The sequence below is a fragment of the Pseudomonas cyclaminis genome, from assembly GCF_015163715.1.
Classification (GTDB): Bacteria; Pseudomonadota; Gammaproteobacteria; order Pseudomonadales; family Pseudomonadaceae; genus Aquipseudomonas; species Aquipseudomonas cyclaminis.
In genome coordinates, this window is sequence record NZ_JADDUM010000146.1 from 1 (window position 1) to 19,078 (window position 19,078).

Annotated in this window: 15 protein-coding genes; 3 read left to right on the forward strand and 12 right to left on the reverse strand. The window is 61.2% G+C overall.

The window, feature by feature from the left end; all coding sequences use genetic code 11:
* Positions 1–45: 45 nt before the first annotated feature.
* From IQK56_RS18370 to IQK56_RS18385, 4 genes are all read right to left on the reverse strand, one after another.
* Positions 46–945 carry a polysaccharide deacetylase family protein gene (locus IQK56_RS18370; protein ID WP_122308654.1) on the reverse strand — a complete coding sequence of 300 codons (900 nt, stop codon included), beginning with the start codon at positions 943–945 and terminating at the stop codon, positions 46–48.
* 84 nt (positions 946–1,029) lie between these two features.
* Positions 1,030–2,280 carry an OprD family porin gene (locus tag IQK56_RS18375; RefSeq protein WP_193863946.1) on the reverse strand — a complete coding sequence of 417 codons (1,251 nt, stop codon included), beginning with the start codon at positions 2,278–2,280 and terminating at the stop codon, positions 1,030–1,032.
* A 153-nt stretch (positions 2,281–2,433) separates the two neighbouring features.
* Positions 2,434–4,026: a J domain-containing protein gene (locus IQK56_RS18380; protein ID WP_193901778.1), complete on the reverse strand. Its 1,593-nt coding sequence runs from the start codon at positions 4,024–4,026 to the stop codon at positions 2,434–2,436.
* 11 nt (positions 4,027–4,037) lie between these two features.
* Entirely contained in the window at positions 4,038–5,735 is a 1,698-nt protein-coding gene (locus IQK56_RS18385; protein WP_122308477.1) for a molecular chaperone HscC, read from the reverse strand.
* Between the two features lie 207 nt (positions 5,736–5,942).
* On the opposite strand from IQK56_RS18385, the gene IQK56_RS18390 reads away from it, so the two are divergent.
* Positions 5,943–6,899 carry a hypothetical protein gene (locus IQK56_RS18390; RefSeq protein ID WP_193863947.1) on the forward strand — a complete coding sequence of 319 codons (957 nt, stop codon included), beginning with the start codon at positions 5,943–5,945 and terminating at the stop codon, positions 6,897–6,899.
* A gap of 94 nt (positions 6,900–6,993) precedes the next feature.
* On the opposite strand, the gene adeC is transcribed toward IQK56_RS18390, so the two are convergent.
* Genes adeC through IQK56_RS18405 form a run of 3 tightly spaced genes read right to left on the reverse strand, consistent with a single transcriptional unit; the run spans position 6,994 to position 12,761 of the window.
* The gene (gene adeC, locus IQK56_RS18395) at positions 6,994–8,451 is read right to left on the reverse strand and encodes an AdeC/AdeK/OprM family multidrug efflux complex outer membrane factor (RefSeq protein ID WP_122308475.1); all 1,458 of its coding nucleotides are present in this window, start codon (positions 8,449–8,451) and stop codon (positions 6,994–6,996) included.
* Complete coding sequence (locus tag IQK56_RS18400; protein ID WP_150674748.1) at positions 8,448–11,609, reverse strand: efflux RND transporter permease subunit; 3,162 nt, start codon at positions 11,607–11,609, stop codon at positions 8,448–8,450. The genes adeC and IQK56_RS18400 overlap by 4 nt, the downstream gene beginning before the upstream one ends.
* Before the next feature lie 3 nt (positions 11,610–11,612).
* Positions 11,613–12,761, reverse strand: coding sequence for an efflux RND transporter periplasmic adaptor subunit (locus IQK56_RS18405; protein WP_122308473.1), 1,149 nt, complete (start codon positions 12,759–12,761; stop codon positions 11,613–11,615).
* 286 nt (positions 12,762–13,047) lie between these two features.
* Here IQK56_RS18405 and IQK56_RS18410 point away from each other — a divergent pair, with 286 nt between their 5' ends.
* Positions 13,048–13,680 carry a TetR family transcriptional regulator gene (locus IQK56_RS18410; RefSeq protein ID WP_193863948.1) on the forward strand — a complete coding sequence of 211 codons (633 nt, stop codon included), beginning with the start codon at positions 13,048–13,050 and terminating at the stop codon, positions 13,678–13,680.
* A 302-nt stretch (positions 13,681–13,982) separates the two neighbouring features.
* Here IQK56_RS18410 and IQK56_RS18415 read toward each other — a convergent pair whose 3' ends face one another.
* The 3 genes from IQK56_RS18415 to IQK56_RS18425 are packed head-to-tail and all read right to left on the reverse strand — an operon-like array spanning position 13,983 to position 16,573.
* On the reverse strand, positions 13,983–15,038 hold the full coding sequence (locus tag IQK56_RS18415; protein WP_122308472.1) for an alkene reductase: 1,056 nt from the start codon (positions 15,036–15,038) through the stop codon (positions 13,983–13,985).
* Between the two features lie 28 nt (positions 15,039–15,066).
* Positions 15,067–16,233 carry an MFS transporter gene (locus tag IQK56_RS18420; RefSeq protein WP_193864308.1) on the reverse strand — a complete coding sequence of 389 codons (1,167 nt, stop codon included), beginning with the start codon at positions 16,231–16,233 and terminating at the stop codon, positions 15,067–15,069.
* 13 nt (positions 16,234–16,246) lie between these two features.
* Positions 16,247–16,573 carry an ArsR/SmtB family transcription factor gene (locus tag IQK56_RS18425; RefSeq protein WP_012722694.1) on the reverse strand — a complete coding sequence of 109 codons (327 nt, stop codon included), beginning with the start codon at positions 16,571–16,573 and terminating at the stop codon, positions 16,247–16,249.
* Between the two features lie 154 nt (positions 16,574–16,727).
* On the opposite strand from IQK56_RS18425, the gene IQK56_RS18430 reads away from it, so the two are divergent.
* Positions 16,728–17,312, forward strand: coding sequence for an acyl carrier protein phosphodiesterase (locus IQK56_RS18430; RefSeq protein ID WP_193864307.1), 585 nt, complete (start codon positions 16,728–16,730; stop codon positions 17,310–17,312).
* A gap of 112 nt (positions 17,313–17,424) precedes the next feature.
* Here the strand turns inward: IQK56_RS18430 and IQK56_RS18435 are convergent, their stop codons facing one another.
* Both IQK56_RS18435 and olsB read right to left on the reverse strand, forming a co-directional pair.
* Positions 17,425–18,216, reverse strand: coding sequence for a lysophospholipid acyltransferase family protein (locus IQK56_RS18435; RefSeq protein WP_150762379.1), 792 nt, complete (start codon positions 18,214–18,216; stop codon positions 17,425–17,427).
* Positions 18,216–18,971, reverse strand: a complete 756-nt coding sequence (olsB, locus tag IQK56_RS18440) for an L-ornithine N(alpha)-acyltransferase (RefSeq protein ID WP_099587554.1) — start codon at positions 18,969–18,971, stop codon at positions 18,216–18,218. Before olsB ends, IQK56_RS18435 begins: the two co-directional genes overlap by 1 nt.
* Positions 18,972–19,078 lie beyond the last annotated feature (107 nt).

A 19,078-nucleotide genomic window follows, 5' to 3' on the forward strand; every position in this document is an offset into this window, starting at 1 on the left:
GGGGGCAAGCCCCTCCACCTGTTTGATTTCACAAGGCTTCAGGTTTCAGTGGGAATCAGCATCCCACACCCAGTTCCATACCCCTGGCAGGTGCACGGTTTCACTCACATCCTTGACCGTCCGCGCCAGCGCTGCACGCTGCAGTGCATCATGGTCGGTATAGAACGGCTCGGCGGCGGTCTTCATGCCGGTGACCTGGGCACTGTCCAGCAGGATCTGCAGGTATTCCTGCATATGCCGTGCGGTGTAGCGGTTGATGTCGTGGAAGGTCACCACCACCGGTATCACCCCATCCACCGTCGGCAACTCCCCCAACGCAATCCGTTCGCGCACCACCGACAGCTGTCGATACAGGTTGGCGCGGCGGCGTGGGCTGCCGTTGAAGCCCCAGATCTTGCCGTCATTGGCGCTCAAGTCCGTCAGCAGTACGTGCAGGCCATGGCGCTGGTAGGCGGCGAAGGTGCGGCGGTCGTAGTTCCAGAACGGCGGGCGCACCAGCACCGGTGGCGCGCCGGTGATCGCGGCGATATCGGCAGAACCCTGGGCGAGGGTGCTTTCCAGTTCGGCGTTGTTCAGCCAGCGATGGTTGGTATGAAACGCCGTGGCTGTGTGAAAGGCCAGGATATGCCCGCCCGCGTACTCACGCTCCATGGTCTTGCGACCCCGTGAACTGCCGCCTGAACGGGCCGCTTCGGTCTGTAAAAAGAACACCGCCTTGATCCCCGGCAACACCGGATTGTGCGCCAGGTCGGCCACCACCGAACGGCTCGGGTTGTTGTAACCCGAGGCACTGGGACCGTCATCGAAGGTCAGCAGGAAACGGATCGGCGCCTGGGCTTGCAGGCGCTGTTCCGTCTGGGGCGTCAGGGCGACGGGCGCGCCGATGCAGCCACTGAGGCTCACGGCCAGGGCCAGCACGGCGGATGCGATGGCGAAGGATTTCATGGTGTGCGCGGGCTCGAAAAAGAGGCCGCTGCTGGGCGGATCAGCAGCGGCAGGCGCGCACCATACAGCAAGTGCGGCGCTGGATTACAGCAGACTTATCGGGTAACTGACGATCAACCGGTTTTCGTCAAACTCGTTGTTGCTGTAGTCGCGGCGCATGCTGGAGTTGCGCCAGCGCATCGTCAGGTTTTTCAGGCTGCCGCTTTGCACGGTGTAGCCCAATTCGCTTTCGCGACCCCATTCCTTGCCATCGGTGATGGTGCCGGTGTGCACGTTGCTGCCGCTGATATAGCGGTTCATCAATGTCAGGCCCGGCACGCCGAGGGCGGCGAAGTTGTAGTCGTGGCGCAATTGCCAGGATCTTTCCTGGGCGTTGTCGTAGCTGGAGTTGTAGCTGTCGTTGGCCAGGGTGCCACCGCTGGTACCGTTGACGCGCATCCAGGCGTTGTTGCCGGTGAGTTTTTGCAGGCCGACATAGAAGGTGTTGCCGCCGTACTTGGCGGAGAACAGGCCGGACCAGGTCTTGTTGTCCAACTCGCCTGCGCGGGCACCGCCGTCGTCCTTGCCGTAGAAGAACCCGAGGTTGGCGCCCAGGGTCCACTCACCAAGGGGCTGGCTGTGGGTCAGGTTGACGTATTGTTGGCTGTAGATGTCCTTGAGCTGGGCATTCCACAGGCCGACCTGGGTGCGTTTGTCGTTGAACGCGTATTCGCCGCCCTGGAAGTTGAAGCGGTCAGAGGTGAAGGCGGCTTTGCCGGTCATCGACAGGTCGGTCATGCTGCTGTCGTCACGCGGGCTGTTGGCGCGGAACTGGCCGCCGTAGAGGGTCAGCCCATCGATTTCCCTGGACGTGATCTGCCCGCCGCGCAGGGTTTGCGGCAGGGAACGGCCGTCGTCCGAGCGCAGGATCGGCAGCACCGGCATCCACTCGCCGACCTTCACTTCGGTCTTGGAAATACGTGCTTTAAATGCCACACCGAGGCGTCCGAACTCATCTGCCGGCCGGCCGTCGTGATCCAGCGGCAACAACTGTGTGCCGCCGGTGCCGCGCCCGCCATCGAGCTTCAACGAATACAGCCCCAGCACATCCACGCCGAATCCCACCGTGCCTTGGGTGAAGCCGGACTTGGCGTCGAGGATGAAACTCTGCGTCCACTCCTGCGCGCCGCCCTGGGTCTTGGTCGGGTTGGTGAAATTGCGGTTGATAAAGAAATTGCGCAAGTTGAGGTTGGCGCTGGCGTCTTCCAGGAAGCCGTGCTCTTCGGCGACGACGGGAAGTGCCAGGCTGGCGACAGCGGTGGCCAGCAAGAGCTGGCAGGGACGGAACGTGCTCATGGCGTTGGACCTGTTGTTATTGGGGTTATGCAGGTGGCGGCCATGGTGCGGGGCGGTGCGGGGGCGAAGAAAGTGGGGGAGGGCGGGTTTTGGGCGATGATCGAACGAAAGTTGGCGGGCCGGCGCCTATCGCGGCGGCACGGGTTCGTGTGGTCAGATCAGGTGGACCAGGCTGGTCCACGGGACCTCAGGCAAATACCGCTGGGACAACAGGGTGGCGGCGACCATCACCAACAAGAACCCGACCTGCAGTGGGCTCCAGTATCCCCAATGGAGGCCGCTGAACCAGGGGTAATAATGGTCGAGGTGCTCACTTACGCTGCCGATACGGCGGCGGTGCAAGAGATGGATCAGTATCATCCCGGCATACGTCAGCATGCCCATCAGCCCCAGCAATAATCCAACCATCAGCAGCATGCCCAGTTGCGGAATGCCGTGGCGTAACACCAGCCAATGCTGATGCGGATTGAAGCGTGCCGGTAGCAGGCGCTCGCTCAGCCATAGGTCCGGCAAGATCAGCCGCGAGGTCAGCGCCGCCCATAACTGAGTGCCACGGATCGCCAGGAAGGCCGGGATAACGGTCAGTGCCACGACCAGGCCTGCTTCGGTCATCTTGTCCCATGGTGTATGTGGCGCCATCGCCAGTGCGGCGGCCAGGGCCAGGCCGCCCCAGACACGGATCCAGCTTTGGTGGGACACCGGGCGCGGCAGGAATTTGCGCCAGAAAAACACGTCGCTCTGCGGCAGGCGTTCCAGCAGTTGCGGGTAGCGCCCGTCGAGGACTTGCGCCAGATGCTGGCAGGCGTGCCAGTCGTTATCGCTGAAGGCTGCCGTCATCCGCTGCTGTTGAGTCTGGGTCATGGGCGTCAGCAGCAGTCGCGCAGCCATGGCATCGGCAGATTTCCAGGTCAAGTCCTGGGCTTTGTCTTGCAGGTTTGCATAGAAACTTTCCTGTTCGCAGCGTGACACCAGTTCGCGCCACATCCACGCCGGTTCGGGGTACACGCCTTTCTGATCGTCCCAGCCGAACGCCTGGCATACCCTTTCGAACAGCGGCACGCTCCACTGGGTGTCGTGGAGCAGGTTCAGCACGATGCGCTGCCACTGCTGCTGCAGGTCGAATACGCGCAGCCAGGGCTGGTTGTTGTACTGCGTGAGCTGGCTGATGAACTCGCGCTCGGCCTTACGCTCCAGCAGTTCCTGCAAGGTGCGGCGGTAGTCTTGCAGCAGCTCGCCGCTCAGCGCGTCGGATTGCCAAGGTGTCATGGCCACTTTCTGCCACGGGGTCAGCCAGTCCAGCTGTTGCACCGCCCAGCCGGCGATCGCGCCGCGTTCTCCAGGGGTTTGGAAACAATGGCGCAGCAGGCCGGCCTGGAATGCGTCGGTGCAACCTTGCTGTGAGGCCAGGACCCAGCGTTCAGGCAGGTTGTATGCATTGAGACCCTCAAGCAGTGCTCGGGCCGGGTCAGGTGCGGGCGCTTCGGGCGGGGCAGGGCTGAAGGCGTGGATGTCCATCAGCTCAGCCAAGTCGTTCAGGTTGCCGTAGGCCGGCGCGACGGGTTCTTCTTCCTCGCGCTCGGCTCGCCAGCGCGTCTCGCGCAACGCTTGCTCGTAGGCTTCGCGCAGGCGCTGGAAGCCTGCTGCGTCGTCATCCGGGCGGCAATTTTTGAGCAGTCGTGCGTAGCTGCGTTTGAGGGTTCGCTCGTCGGCGCCCTCAGGCAGTTGCAGTAGGCTCCAGCAATCCATGTCGTGTTCCCTCAGCGCCAGAACCCGTTGTCCAACTGTTCCAATTGCCGGGTCAGTTCACTGCGGGCTTCGCGGATGCGGCGTTCGTCCTGGGTGTCGAGTATCTGCTGGAAGTGCGCGGCCCAGTGCCCGAGCTGCTCGCGCAGCTCGCCGAGGTTTTCCTGATAGAGCCGTTCGAGGCGCGCAGTCAGCACCGTGTTGACCTGCTGGTCGCGTGGGTGAACCTTCAACTGCGCCAGCGCTTGCAGGCGTTGCTGAATCTCTTGCGGGCTGAGCACGCCGGGGTTGTTCTCGATCACCAGTGAGTGCTGCTCGCCGGTCAGTGGGATGCTCACCTGGGCTTCCAGCAGACCGTTGTTGTCGTAGGTGAAGCGCACGTCCAGCGAGACTTCACCGGCCTTGCGCTTGGGCACCGCGATATCCAGTTGGCCCAGTTCGATGTTGTCTTTTACCAGGCGGCTTTCGCCTTGGTAGATCTTCAGCAGCACCTGGCTCTGGTTGTCGTGCAGCGTGACTACGCTTTTGACCCGACTCACCGGCACGCTGCTGTTGCGTTCGATCAATGGCAGGTAATGGCCGCTTTCGATATGGCCGCCGTACTGGTTCGAGGTTTCGATGCCCAGGGTGTAGGGGCACACGTCGGTCAGCACCACTTCTTCAAGCGCAGCCGAACGGGCTTTGAGCGCGGCCTGGATCGCAGCGCCGTGGGCAACCACCTGGTCGGGGTCAAGGCTGATGGACGGAAAGCGCCCGAACAACCCGGCGGCGAGTTTGCGTACCAGCGGCATGCGTGTGGTGCCGCCCACCAGCAGGATTTCATCGAGGTCGCTGACGCGAATCCGCGCATCGCGCAGCGCGCGTTCAATCGGGGCGCGCAGGCGTTCCAGCAGCGGCGTGTAGAGCTTGGCCATTTCCTGTTGAGTGATGGTCTGCACCCATTGCTGGCCGTCGACCCGCAGGGCGAACTCGGCGCTGTCATCCTGGCCCAGGGCCTTGCGCACGCGCTCGGCTTCGCGGCGCAGGGCTTGCAGTACGCTGTTGGTGGGTGGAAAACCGGCGGTGTTGCGCTGGCTCTCGACGAAGTGTTCCAGCAGCAAGGTGTCGAAGTCTTCGCCACCGAGGAAGTTGTCGCCGGCGCTGGCGCGCACTTCCATCACCCCGTCGAACAGCTCGATGATCGACACGTCAAAGGTGCCGCCGCCGAGGTCGAAGACCAGGAACGAGGTTTCTTTGTCGCGCTGATGCAGGCCGTAGGCGAGGGCGGCGGCGGTGGGTTCGTTGATCAGTTTTTCAACGTTGAGCCCCGCCAGTTCACCGGCGATGCGCGTGGCTTTGCGCTGGCCGTCGCTGAAGTAGGCCGGCACGCTGATCACGGCTTCGGTGACGGTATGGCCGTAGGTGCGCTCAATGTCCTCCTTGAGGCTCTTGAGCACCAGCGCCGAGAGTTCTTCGGGGCGGAACGAACGATCACCCAGACGCACCTCAGTGGCGCTGCCCATGTAGCGCTTGAACAACGACGTGGTCAGGTGCGGGTGGGTGTGCAGGCGCTCTTTAGCGGCCTGGCCGACCAGGACGCGGCCTTGATCATCCAGCCCGACCACACTTGGGGTCAGCAACTGGCCAAGGGCATTGGGCACCAGTTCGGCGGCGTCACCGCGCCAGACGGCGGCAAGGCTGTTGGTGGTTCCCAGGTCGATTCCTACGATCATTACGACAAGCTCCCTCTGTGGTCTGTAAGAATCTGTGACCAATTTTACCCTGAAAAGTTGGAGCGAACGCAAGGCGGGCTTAACGCGCCAGTTTCGTTTGGAGGGTGTGGGGGGGCTACTGTCAAGGTTGACAGTAGATAGCCTGCCTTCAAGCGGCTATTTTCGAGGCGGTGGCAGTATTTTCATTGATGCTCAAGGGGAACGCTCATGAGCTTTGGAACAGAAATGGGCCAGTTTTTAACGTCGTCGAATGTATTCAAGGCGAATCTGATCATTGGGGGGAAAAAGAAAATCCCACTTGTATTTGACATATTTGAGTTGATCTATATCGAGGGTTACCAGTTTTTCATACGGTTCGGGCTTGAGGGCAATCCTGGTTCCAGAAATGAACTGACCCTGGAGGCTAGAGAAGTGAAAGCTGGCCAGACCTATCCGATCGGGCCGCAAGACCCAGGGGTCAGGGCGACGTTTGCCCTGGAAGAATACGTCGGATATTCCCCGGAGCACTATTCAGGGATGCTGACCGTTGACCGGCTTGAATGCAGGGACGGCACTCTAGATATAGGCATGCGGTTCTCGCTTTGTTTCGAGTCGGCTGAAGAGGGCGAAATGGAAGTTGTGTGCCAGGTCCTTGAACTCACATCAGCCATGGCACAAGGTCCCGCAGCGGAAGGCAGGTTCGTACCTTCACACCCAGCAGTCGATGGCGATCAAGAAGGGGAAACCAAGGTACCCAATTTCTGCGAGGTCGCCGTCAGGCACGATGGCCGTTATGAGGCCATCGATCTGGGTGATGTATTTTTCGAGAGATACCCGGATTCGACTTATTTTATAAAGTGCACGCCGCGTCACGGTGGTGATCGTGCGAGCCTGGAGTTTCAAGGGCGTGATCTGCAGGCGTTTACTGACTATCCGATCACAGGGCCCGATGGGCCGCCGAATGGCGTTGAAACGTTTTTTTGGATGCCGCCGGAGTTCTCACAGGGTGTTTCCGACCCCGTGGGCCGGTTTCGTGTCAGGCGTACTGAAGATTCAGAGGAAGGGTTTTGGTTTATGGGTGAGTTTGAGTTTTCAGTCACTGCTCGTGGCTCGGACGGTAAAGAGATCAAGTATGAAATCAGTAGTAATGCGTTTCAGGTTCAAGTGAATGGGCGCTTAACGTAGGCATTACAACCTGTAAAACGCGACTTTCCAGATACCGGGACATAAAAAAACCGCCTCCTGTAGGGGAGGCGGTTTTTTCTTTACTGCAGCGTGATCAGAACAACTTCAACGCCGGCGCTTCTTCTTTCAACGGCTCATTCTTCGCCGTCTGCTCGTTCCAGCCACCGCCGAGGGCCTTGTACAGGGTGACCTCGCTGGTCAACTGCGCCAGGCGGTCGGTGATCAGCGATTGCTGGGCACTGAACAGCTGGCGCTGGGCGTCGAGGAAGGTCAGGTTGCTGTCGACACCAATGCGGTAGCGACGCTCAGCCAGGCGGTAGTAATCCTGGTTGGCCTCGACGAAACCGCGCTGGGCGTCCAGTTGCTGCTTGTAGGTCTCACGGGCGGCGAGGCCGTCGGAGACTTCCTGGAAGCCGGTCTGGATGGCCTTCTCGTAAGTTGCCACGTTGATCTCTTTCTGGATCTTCGAGTAGTCCAGGCTGGCGCGCAGGCTACCGGCGTTGAAGATCGGGATGTTGATCTGCGGTGCAAACGACCAGGTGCCCGAACCGCCTTTGAACAGGCCGCCCAAGGTTGGGCTGGCGGTGCCAGCACTGGCCGTCAGGGTGATGCTCGGGAAGAACGCGGCACGGGCCGCGCCGATGTTGGCGTTGGCCGCCTTCAGGTTGTACTCGGCCTGCACGATGTCTGGACGACGTTGCAGCAGGTCCGATGGCAACCCGGCCGGCACGTCGCTGAGCAGGTCATCCGACAGCGGCTTGCTGGCGATATTTGCCGGCAGGCCGGTGCCCAGCAGCAGGGTCAGGTTGTTTTCGTCCTGGGCCACCTGGCGGGTGTAACGCGCCAGTTGCACGCGGGCATTTTCCACCGAGGTGCGCGCCTGGCTCAGGTCGAGGGCCGAGGCCACGCCGACTTCGTTGCTGCGCGAGGTCAGTTTGAAGCTCTGCTCGAACGCGCCCAGGGTGTCCTGGGTGAGCTTGAGCAGCTCCTTGTCGGCCTGCCAGGTCAGGTAGGCGTTGGCCACACTGGCCACCAGGCTGATCTGGGTGCTGCGACGCGCTTCTTCGGTCGCGAAGTATTTCTGCAGCGCTTCTTCACTCAGGCTGCGGACACGACCGAACAGGTCCAGCTCGTAGGAGCTGATCCCCAAGCCTGCCGAGTATTGGCTGGCGATGGTTGCCTCACCGGTCTGCGACAGCTTGGCCGGTGTACGCGAACGGCTGCCGCTGCCCGTGGCCGAGACGGCCGGGAACAGGTCGGCGCGCTGGATCTGGTACTGCGCGGCGTAGGCATCGATGTTCAGCGCCGCAACGCGCAGGTCGCGGTTGTTTTCCAGCGCGGTCTTGATCAGCTGTTGCAGGGCAGGGTCATGGAAAAACTGCCTCCAGCCCTGCTCGGCAGCAGCCTGGTTCGGCGCCTGGGCTGGCGAATACGCCGGCCCCTGCGGGAACTGTGCCGCCACCGGCGCTTCGGGGCGCTGGTAGTCAGGTATCAGCGAGCAGCCACTGAGCACGAAGGCGGTGACGGCTAGGGAAAGTAGCGACTTGCTCATTGGCCAGCCTCTTTAGGAGTTTGCTTAGGTTCAGTCTTTTTACGCTCGCCCGCGGCGGACACGGTTGCAAAGAACAGTGGCACCCAGAAGATCGCCAGGACAGTGGCCGTGATCATACCGCCAATCACGCCGGTACCGATGGCGTGCTGGCTGCCTGAACCGGCGCCCGAGGAGATCGCCAGCGGCAGTACGCCGAGGACGAACGCCATGGAGGTCATGATGATCGGGCGCAGACGCATGCGGGACGCTTCGATGGCCGACTCGACAATACCCTTGCCTTGTTCATGCAGCTCTTTGGCGAACTCGACGATCAGGATGGCGTTTTTCGCCGCCAGGCCCACCGTCACCAACAAGCCCACCTGGAAGAACACGTCGTTGGACAAGCCGCGCATGCTGGTGGCGATCAACGCACCCACCACACCCAACGGCACTACGAGGACAACTGCAATCGGGATCGACCAGCTTTCGTACAGGGCCGCGAGGCACAGGAACACCACCAGCAGCGACAAGGCGTACAGCGCAGGTGCCTGGGAGCCGGACAGACGTTCTTCGTACGACAGACCCGTCCAGGCATAACCCACGCCCGCCGGCAGTTGCTTGGCGATGCGTTCGACTTCAGCCATGGCATCACCGGTGCTGTAGCCCGGAGCCGGGGTACCGAGGATTTCCATCGCCGCTACACCGTTGTAGCGCGAGAGTTTCGGCGAACCGAAGATCCACTTGCCCGACGAGATAGCCGACAACGGCACCATCTTCCCCGAGTCGCTGCGCACGAACCACTTGTTCAGGTCTTCAGGGGACATGCGGCCAGCGGCCTCGCCCTGCACGTACACCTTCTTCACGCGACCACGGTCGATGAAGTCGTTGACGTAGCTGCCACCCAGGGCAATCGCCAGGGTCTGGTTGATGCTCGACAGCGTAATACCTTGGGCGCTGGCCTTCTCGTCGTCGACGGTAAGCTCGTACTGCGGCTCATCGTTCACGCCGTTAGGGCGCACACCGGCCAGGATCTTGCTCTGGGCCGCCATGCCGAGGAACTGGTTACGCGCCTCCATCAGCTTCTCGTGGCCGACACCGCCCTGGTCTTGCAGGAACACGTCGAAACCGGTGGCGTTACCCAGTTCCAGAACCGAAGGCGGCACGATGGCGAAGACCATGGCGTCCTTGAAGGCCCCGAAGAAGTAACCCTGGGCACGCTTGGCCACTTCGAATACCGACATGGACGCGTCACGCTCATCCCACGGCTTGAGCATCACGAACGCAAGGCCCGAGCTCTGGCCACGGCCGGCGAAGTTGAAGCCGTTGACGGTAAACACCGACTTCACAGCCTTGCCTTCGCCTGGCTCGCCTTCCTTGTCGTTGAGCAGGAAGGCACGCATGTCGTCGATGACTTTTTGCGTACGTTCAGACGACGAACCGACCGGGGTCTGCACCTGGGCAAAGATCACACCCTGGTCTTCCTCGGGCAGGAACGCGCTTGGAATGCGGGTGAACAGCCAGATCATGCCGACGACAATGATCAGGTACACAAAGAACGCAGGGAATTTGTGCTTGATCATGTTGCCCACGCCGCGCTCGTAGCTGATGACGCCACGGTCGAAGGTGCGGTTGAACCAGCCGAAGAAACCACGCTTGGGTTGGCCGTGCTTCTCAGGATCGATGGGCTTGAGCATGGTGGCGCAGAGCGCCGGGGTGAAGATCAGGGCAACCAGTACCGACAACGCCATGGCCGAAACGATGGTGATGGAGAACTGTTTGTAGATCACACCGGTGGAACCGCCGAAGAACGCCATCGGCAGCAGTACCGCCGACAGCACCAGGGCAATACCCACCAGGGCGCCCTGGATCTGGCCCATGGACTTGACCGTTGCCTCTTTCGGCGACAGGTGTTCCTCGGCCATGACCCGCTCGACGTTTTCCACCACGACGATGGCATCGTCCACCAGCAAGCCGATGGCCAGGATCATACCGAACATGGTCAGGGTGTTGATGGTGAAACCGAACGCCGCCAGGATCCCGAAGGTGCCCAGCAATACCACCGGTACGGTCATGGTGGTGATGATGGTGGCGCGGAAGTTCTGCAGGAACAGGAACATCACCAGGAACACCAGCACGATCGCTTCGACCAGGGTGTGCACCACACCGGAGATCGATTCGGTCACAACAGGCGTGGTGTCATACGGCACCACCGCCTTCATGCCTGGCGGGAAGAACGGTTCCAGGGACGCCACGGTCGCACGGATCGCCTTGGCGGTGTCCAGGGCGTTGGCGCCCGAGGCCAGCTTGATCGCCATACCGGAAGCCGGCTTGCCGTTGAACTGTGCACTGATGCTGTAGTTCTGGCCGCCCAGTTCGATACGCGCGATGTCACGCAGACGCACCTGCGAGCCGTCGGCGTTGACCTTCATCAGGATCTTGCCGAACTCTTCTGCGGTTTGCAGGCGGGTCTTGCCGATGATGGTCGCGTTCAGTTGAGTGCCGGGCAGGGCAGGCAGGCCGCCCAGTTGGCCGGTGGCCACCTGTACGTTCTGTGCCGAGATGGCGCTGCTGACGTCGACCGGGGTCAACTGGTAGTTGTTCAGCTTGCCCGGGTCCAGCCAGATACGCATGGCGTACTGCGAGCCGAACACCTGGAAGTCACCGACACCCGCGGTACGCGAGATCGGGTCCTGGATGTTGGACACGATGTAGTTGGAAAGGTCGTCCTTGGTCATGCTGCCGTCTTCCGACACCAGACCGATCACCATCAGGAAGTTCTTCACCGACTTGGTCACGCGGATACCCTGCTGTTGCACTTCTTGCGGCAGCAGTGGGGTGGCCAGGTTCAGCTTGTTCTGCACCTGGACCTGGGCGATGTCCGGGTTGGTACCCTGGTTGAAGGTCGCGGTGATGGTCATGCTGCCGTCGGAGTTACTGTCCGAGGCGACATAACGCAGGTTGTCGATACCGTTGAGCTGTTGCTCGATGACCTGCACCACGGTGTCCTGCACGGTTTGTGCGGACGCGCCTGGGTAGGTCACCTGGATGTCGATGGCAGTTGGCGCGATGGCCGGGTATTGGTTGATGGGCAACTTCAGGATCGACAGTGCCCCGACCAGCATGATCACCAGGGCAATTACCCAGGCGAAAATGGGACGGTCGATAAAAAATTTCGACATGGGTTACTCCCCCTGGCCAGGCGCGGCAGCAGGAGCAGCGGCGGAACCGGCAGGCTTGGCGTTGTCAGCGTCCTTGACCTTGACTTCGATGCCCGGCTTGATGAATTGCAGGCCTTCGGTGATCACGCGGTCACCGGCGTTCAGGCCTTTTTCCACCAGCCAGTAGGCGCCGTCGGTACGGTTGGCCACCAGGGTGCGTTGCTCGACCTTGTTGTCCTTGTTCACCACCAGCGCGGTCGGGATGCCCTTGATGTCACGGGTCACGCCTTGCTGAGGTGCCAGGATCGCCTTGCTGTTCACACCGGCTTGCAGTTGGGCGTGAACAAACATGCCCGGCAGCAGGGTGTGGTCAGGGTTGGGGAACACGGCGCGCAGGGTCACGGAACCGGTGGTCTGGTCGACCGACACTTCGGAGAACTCCAGCTTGCCGTCCTGGCCGTAGTCGCTGCCGTCTTCCAGGGTCAGCTTGACCTTGGCTGCATTGGCGCCGGCTTTTTCCAGTTGGCCGCTTTCCAGGTCGCGGCGCAGTTTCAGCATTTCAGCGGAAGACTGCGTGACGTCGACGTAAATGGGGTCCAGTTGCTGGATCACGGCCATGGCATCGGTCTGGCCATTGCTGACCAGCGCACCTTCGGTGACGGCAGAACGACCAATACGCCCGGAAATCGGCGCGTACACCTTGGTGTAGCGCACGTTGATCTGGGCCGTTTGAACGTTTGCTTCGGCAGTCATGCGGTTAGCGACGGCGGTGTCGTATTCCTGACGGCTGACGGCTTGTTCATCGACCAACTGCTTGTAGCGATCGGTGATCGACTTGGTCTGGGTCAGCGTCGCTTGTGCGCTTTTCAGGGTGGCTTCATAGACCGACGGGTCGATCTGGTAAAGCTGCTGGCCTTCCTTCACGTCGGCGCCTTCTTTGTACAGGCGCTTGAGGATAATGCCATTGACCTGAGGACGAACTTCCGCGATGCGGTAGGCGGTGGTACGGCCTGGCAGCTCGGACGTCAGGGTATAGGCTTGCGGTTGAATGGTGACCACGCCGACCTGAGGGGTTTGAGCGGGCGGAGCCGCTTCTTCCTTTTTACATCCGCTGAGCAGCGATGCCAGGGCGACGGCAGTGACCAGAGCGGTAACAGCTGGCTTAAGTTGCATGAAGATCCTCGGGTCAGGCGCGCAGGGTGCGCACAAGAAGGGTGGAAGGGTAAAAAACAAGCCGTGAGTAGATAAGTAGCTTGCTACGCAATATACTTACGTTCATGGTTGTTTGTAAACTCTTGACAGGCTGCGTGGAATGTTGACAAAGCAACGCCCGAAGCCTCGATTCCATTACGTTCGGCACCCATGACGGTGTCGTCCCACAAATATTCAGATGATCGTTCGCGTCTATTAACGTTGCGTTAACGATAGTCTCAAGTGTCCTGATTGAGGTTCTACTGCCATGGTTCGTCGCACTAAAGAGGAAGCTCAAGAAACGCGCAGCCAAATTCTTCAAGCCGCCGAGCAAGCCTTTTACGATCGCGGCGTTGCACGCACGACGCTGGCGGACATCGCCGCGCTGGCCGGTGTGACGCGGGGCGCCATTTACTGGCACTTCAGCAATAAATCCGATCTGTTGCAGGCGCTGCTCGACACCTTGCATGAGCCGCTGGATGAATTGGCCAGGGCCAGTGAAAGCGAGGACGAACTCGACCCGCTGGGCTGCATGCGCAAGCTGCTGATTCATTTGTTTCATCAAGTGGCCCTGGACCCGAAAACCCGGCGCATCAATGAGATCCTGTTTCATAAGTGCGAATTCACCGATGAAATGTGCGACATGCGCCGCCAGCGCCAGACCCACAGCCTGGAATGCAATCTGCGCATTAGCCTGACCCTGCGTAACGCGGTGCATCGCGGGCAACTTCCGGAAAACCTCGACACCACCCGCGGCGCCGTGTGCATTCATGCCTACATCAACGGGCTGATTGGCCAATGGCTGTTGGTCCCCGACAGCTTCCAATTGCATCAGGAAGCGGAACGCTGGGTAGACGCAGGGCTAGACATGCTGCGTCTGAGCCCAAGCCTGCGCAATTGAAACAAAATGCGTAATTGCATCAGGGTGTGTCAACAGTAAAGCCTAAGGACAGTCAATCGTCCTTCTGCCTGATTGGTGGGGTGACTTTATATACGGGCTGGAGGGCGGTTGATAGGTAGCCGCCTAAGTATTTTGTAGGGATTTTGTTGCGGTTCTGTGAAGCGATGTAGCCTACGTGAAGCATGCGGTCAAAAATGTGGGAGGGGGCTTGCCCCCGATAGCAATGGGTCAGTCGACACATATAGTGACTGATGCACTGCCATCGGGGGCACCTCCCACATTTGTTTTTGCGTTTAAGGCGATTACAGCGCCAGGGTCGGGTAATCGATGTAGCCGACCGGGCCCTTGCCGTAGAAGGTGTCCGGACGTGCTTCGTTGAGCGGCGCGTCGGCCTTCAGGCGCGCCGGCAGGTCCGGGTTGGCAATGAACGGCACCCCCCAGGCCACCGCATCCGCTTTGCCTGCCGCCAGCCAAGCGTTGGCGCTGGCCTTGGTAAAGCGTTCGTTGGCGATGTACACGCCGCCGAAGGCTTTCTTCAGTTGTGGACCGAGGCTGTCCGCGCCTTCCTTTTCACGGGAGCAGATAAACGCGATGCCACGTTTGCCCAATTCGCTGGCGACGTAGGTGAAGGTTTCTGCCAGGTTATCGTCGCCCATGTCATGGGAGTCGGCACGCGGTGCCAAATGCACGCCCACACGGCCGGCGCCCCAGACTTCGATGGCCGCGTCGGTCACTTCCAGCAGCAGGCGCGCACGGTTTTCCAGGGAACCGCCATAGTTGTCGGTGCGCTGGTTGGTGCTGCTTTGCAGGAACTGGTCGAGCAGGTAGCCGTTGGCACCGTGAATTTCCACGCCGTCAAAACCTGCGGCCTTGGCATTCTCGGCACCGGTGCGGTAGGCGTCGATGATGTCGGCGATTTCTGCAGTTTCCAGGGCGCGTGGGGTCGGGTAGTCAGCCAGTGGGCGTACCAGGCTGACGTGGCCCTTGGGCTGGATTGCGCTCGGTGCCACCGGAGTTTCGCCGTTCAGGTAGGACTCGTGGGAGATGCGGCCCACATGCCACAGTTGCAGGAAGATCTTGCCGCCCGCGCCATGAATCGCCTTGGTGACGTTGGCCCAGCCGCGCACCTGGTCGTTGGACCAGATGCCTGGGGTGTCCGGGTAGCCCACGCCCAGCGGCGTCACGGAGGTGGCTTCGCTGAGAATCAGCCCGGCGGACGCACGTTGCACGTAGTACTCGGCCATCAGCGCGTTGGGTACGCGGCCCTCATCGGCGCGGCAGCGGGTCAGCGGCGCCATGATGATGCGGTTCGACAGTTCCAGGTCGCCCAGTGTGATCGGATCGAAAATAGTCGTCATGGGAAAACACCTTTCTCTTTGAAGTTGATCAGTTGGTCGCAGGGGCCAGGTCGGCATCGCCGCTCTGACGGAAAGTAATCAGGGTCACTACCAGCGCAAGGATGGCCAGGGCTGCTGCCGCCAATGGCACGCTGGTCAGGCCGAAGCCGTGGGCAATCACACTGCCGCCGACCCAGGCACCGAGGGCGTTGCCGATATTGAAGGCGCCGATGTTCAAGGTGGACACCAGGTTTGGCGCGGCTTTGCCGAAGGTCACCACGTTGATCTGCAACGCGGGTACGGCAGCAAACGACGCGGTGGCCCACAGGAACAGGGTGATTTCAGTCGGGATCACCGCGACGCTGGTCCAGGTCAGCGCGGTGGACACCACCGCCATGCTGATAAACACACCGATCAAGGTCGCGGCCAGACGCTTGTCCGCCAGCTTGCCGCCAATGATGTTGCCCACCGTGAGGCCCAGGCCGATCAGCAGCAGCGTCCAGGTCACGCCTTTGGGCGACACGCCGGTGACATCCCCGAGCAGCGGCGCCACATAGGTGAAGAGGGTGAACATGGACGCGGCGAACAGCGCGGTCATGCCCAGTGATAACCAGATCCCGGCGCCTTTGAGGGCCGCCAGTTCGGCACGCATGTCGAGTTTTTCTTCGTCGCGCTTGGCCGGCAGGAAGCGGATCAGGCCGATCAGCGCCACTACACCAATCAGCGTCACCGCCCAGAAGGTCGAGCGCCAGCCGGCTTCCTGGCCCAGCGCAGTACCCAGCGGTACACCGAGCACGTTGGCCAGGGTCAAGCCGGTGAACATCAAGGCCACGGCCGACGCCCGTTTGTTGGCGGGCACCAGGTTGGCCGCCACCACCGAACCGATCCCGAAGAACGCACCGTGGCACAGCGCGGTGACCACACGGGCGAACATCAGCACGTTGTAGTCACTGGCCAGGGCGCAGAGCAGGTTGCCGACGATAAAGATACCCATCAACGCTACCAGCGCGGCCTTGCGTGGCAGCTTGGCGGTGGCCAGTGCCATGAAGGGCGCGCCAATGGCCACGCCCAGGGCGTAACCGGTGACCAGCCAGCCGGCGCCGGCGATCGACACACCGAGGTCCGCCGCCACATCGGGCAACAGGCCCATGATGACGAACTCGGTGGTGCCGATGGCGAAGGCGCTCAGGGCCAGGATGAGTAGCGAGAGGGGCATTATCGTTTCCTTGTTACAGCGCTGCGTTGTCGTCAGCGCTGAGTTCGGTGGTGAGCGCCGCGAGGAAGGCCTGGATGGTTTCCTCGTTGCGTTTGAAAAAGTGCCACTGCCCGGCCTTCTGGCTGCTGATCAAACCCGCCCGTTGCAAGGTGGCCAGATGGGCCGACACGGTCGACTGGGACAAGCCGCAGCGCTGGTCGATCTGCCCGGCGCAGATGCCGTATTCGTGGTTGTGCAGTTGCTCGGGGAATTGCACTTTCGGGTCTTTGAGCCAGGTGAGGATGTCTCGTCGTACTGGGTGCGCCAGGGCTTTTATTATTTCGTCGAGGTCGATGGACATGGCAGGTGCTCGGTGTCGTAAAGCGTTATATCGCGATGAGGCGAACCTTAAATCGTTGTATCCCGATATACCAATATGATTTTGGTCTGAGGTCAGGCTAAATCGGTATATCGGGTTATAACGATGCGTTGACGGCAGTGCTAGACTGCGCGCCATGAATTATCTCGCACATCTGCACCTGGGCGGCCAACTTCCTGCACAACTGCTGGGCAGCCTCTATGGCGATTTCGTCAAAGGTCGCCTGCAAGGGCAGTTCAGCCCGCAAATCGAGTCGGCGATCCAGCTGCATCGCTCCATTGACCGCTTCACCGACAGCCACCCGCTGGTGGGGGAGGCGTTGTCGCGTTTCAGCCTCACGCGCAGGCGTTATGCGGGCATCGTCCTCGACGTGTTTTTCGATCATTGCCTGGCGCGGGATTGGGCGCTGTATGCCGACCAGCCGCTGGAACTCTTCACCTCGCAGGTGTACCGCGTGCTCGCGGCCGAACCGCAGTTGCCGGGGCGGCTGGCGCAGATTGCGCCGTATATGGCGGCGGATGATTGGTTGGGTTCGTACCGTGAGTTCGAGGTGATGGAGCAGGTGTTGCGCGGGATTTCGCGGCGGCTGACGCAGCCGGAGGAATTGGGGCAGGCGATGCGGGAGTTGCGAGAACTCTATGAGCCGCTGAGTGAAGACTTCCGGCTGTTCTACCCGCAGTTGCAAGCCTTTTCACAAGCCCAACTGATTAGTGGGGTTTAAATGTGGGAGGGGGCTTGCCCCCGATAGCAGTGGGTCAGTTATAGATGAGCTGACTGATACACCGCTATCGGGGGCAAGCCCCCTCCCACATTGGAACAGTGTTTAGCTCATATCAGGCGGCGAATGCAGGTCGAGCATCCGCGTGTTCAGCCTCCGGCACCGGCCCAAACAACGCCTTCTGCACCGCCTGCTGCGCCTGATACGCCAGCGCCGCGCGTTCCTGCCCGGCGCACGCAATCGGCTGGAGCACGTGGATTTGCACATCACCCTGATCATTGGCGAACAGACGCATCAGGTGCGAGAGCAAATCGTCATCGCCAATAAACGGTGCCAGCGGGTCTACTTGCCCGTCGCGCAGGTAACGAATCGCCACCGGTTGCAGTGCCACATCCGCATCAATCGCACTGGCCAGCAAGCGCCCGTGAAAGGTGCGCAGGCTGCGCCCGTCGGTGGTGGTGCCTTCCGGGAACATCAGCAGCGGGTGCTGTTGCTCCAGATGGCGGGTCATCTGCTTGCGGATCAACTGGCTGTCGCCTGAGCCACGGCGGATAAACAGGCTGCCGGCCTTGGCCGCCAACCATCCCGCCACCGGCCAGGTGCGCACTTCGGCCTTGGACAGGAACGACATCGGCGCCACCGCACCCAGCAGCGGAATGTCCGTCCAGGACACGTGATTGCTCACCCACAGCATCGGCTGCGTCGGCAACTCACCGTGCACCGTCACGCGAAAGGGCAGGGCGTTGGTCAGTCGCGCCATAAAAAACCGCGACCAACGCTGGCGCCGCACCATCGAGTTGGCGATGCCCAGACGCTCGAACACGCCAAACACACTGGCCATGCTCAAGCCCAGCGCCACCACCACCAGCACGCGGGCGATGCGCCCGTATACGCGCAAACGGCTCATCACATGGCCGCCTTGAAGTGGCGCGCATAACGCGGGCACAAATTATCGCGCTTGAGCAGGATGAACACGTCGGCCACCTGGAAATCTTCATCCCAGCAAGGCTCGCCGCAGATCTTCGCACCCAGGCGCATGTAGGCCTTGAGCAGCGGCGGCATTTCGGCGATCACGTTGGACGGCAGGTCCAGCGCCGGCAGCGGCTTTTTCGGTTCGGCGCGCAAGTGTTCGTTGCACAGATAGCGTTCGCGCAGTCGCTGCATGATCGCGTGGGCCTGGATGCCGCCATCGTGCATGGGGATGCTCGCGCAGCCCATCAGATAGCTGTAGCCGCCCTGGTTGAGCACTTCGGCCAATTCGCCCCACAGCACGGCGATGGTGCCGCCGTTGCGGTAGGCCGGATCGACGCAGGTGCGGCCGATTTCCAGGATCGGGCCCTGCAGATGCAGCAAGCCATGCAGGCTGAACTCTTCTTCACTGTAGAACCGGCCCAAGGTGCTGGCGGCCTGATGGTCGAGCAAGCGGGTGGTGGCGACGAGTCGACCACTGTTCAAATCCCGCACGCCGATGTGGCTGCAGTGAACATCATAGTCATCCATGTCCAGGCCGTGTTCCGCGCCTTTCAGCTTGGCGTTGAACTCGCCGCTGAACACGTTGAACCGCAGGGCCTGGGCTTCCTGCAATGCTTGTGCGCCAACCAGGCGTTCGGCTTGCAGGCGGCGTTCATTGCCGGTGTCGCTGATGCGGGCGATCTGAGTCATGGCGAGTCTCCGAGTGCCGGCCACGTTTCGGCCGGTCGACTTTGTTGTCCAAAGTCAGGCTATGTAGCCCCGGTGTCATCTCCATGAAGTTATGGTGACGCTTGGAT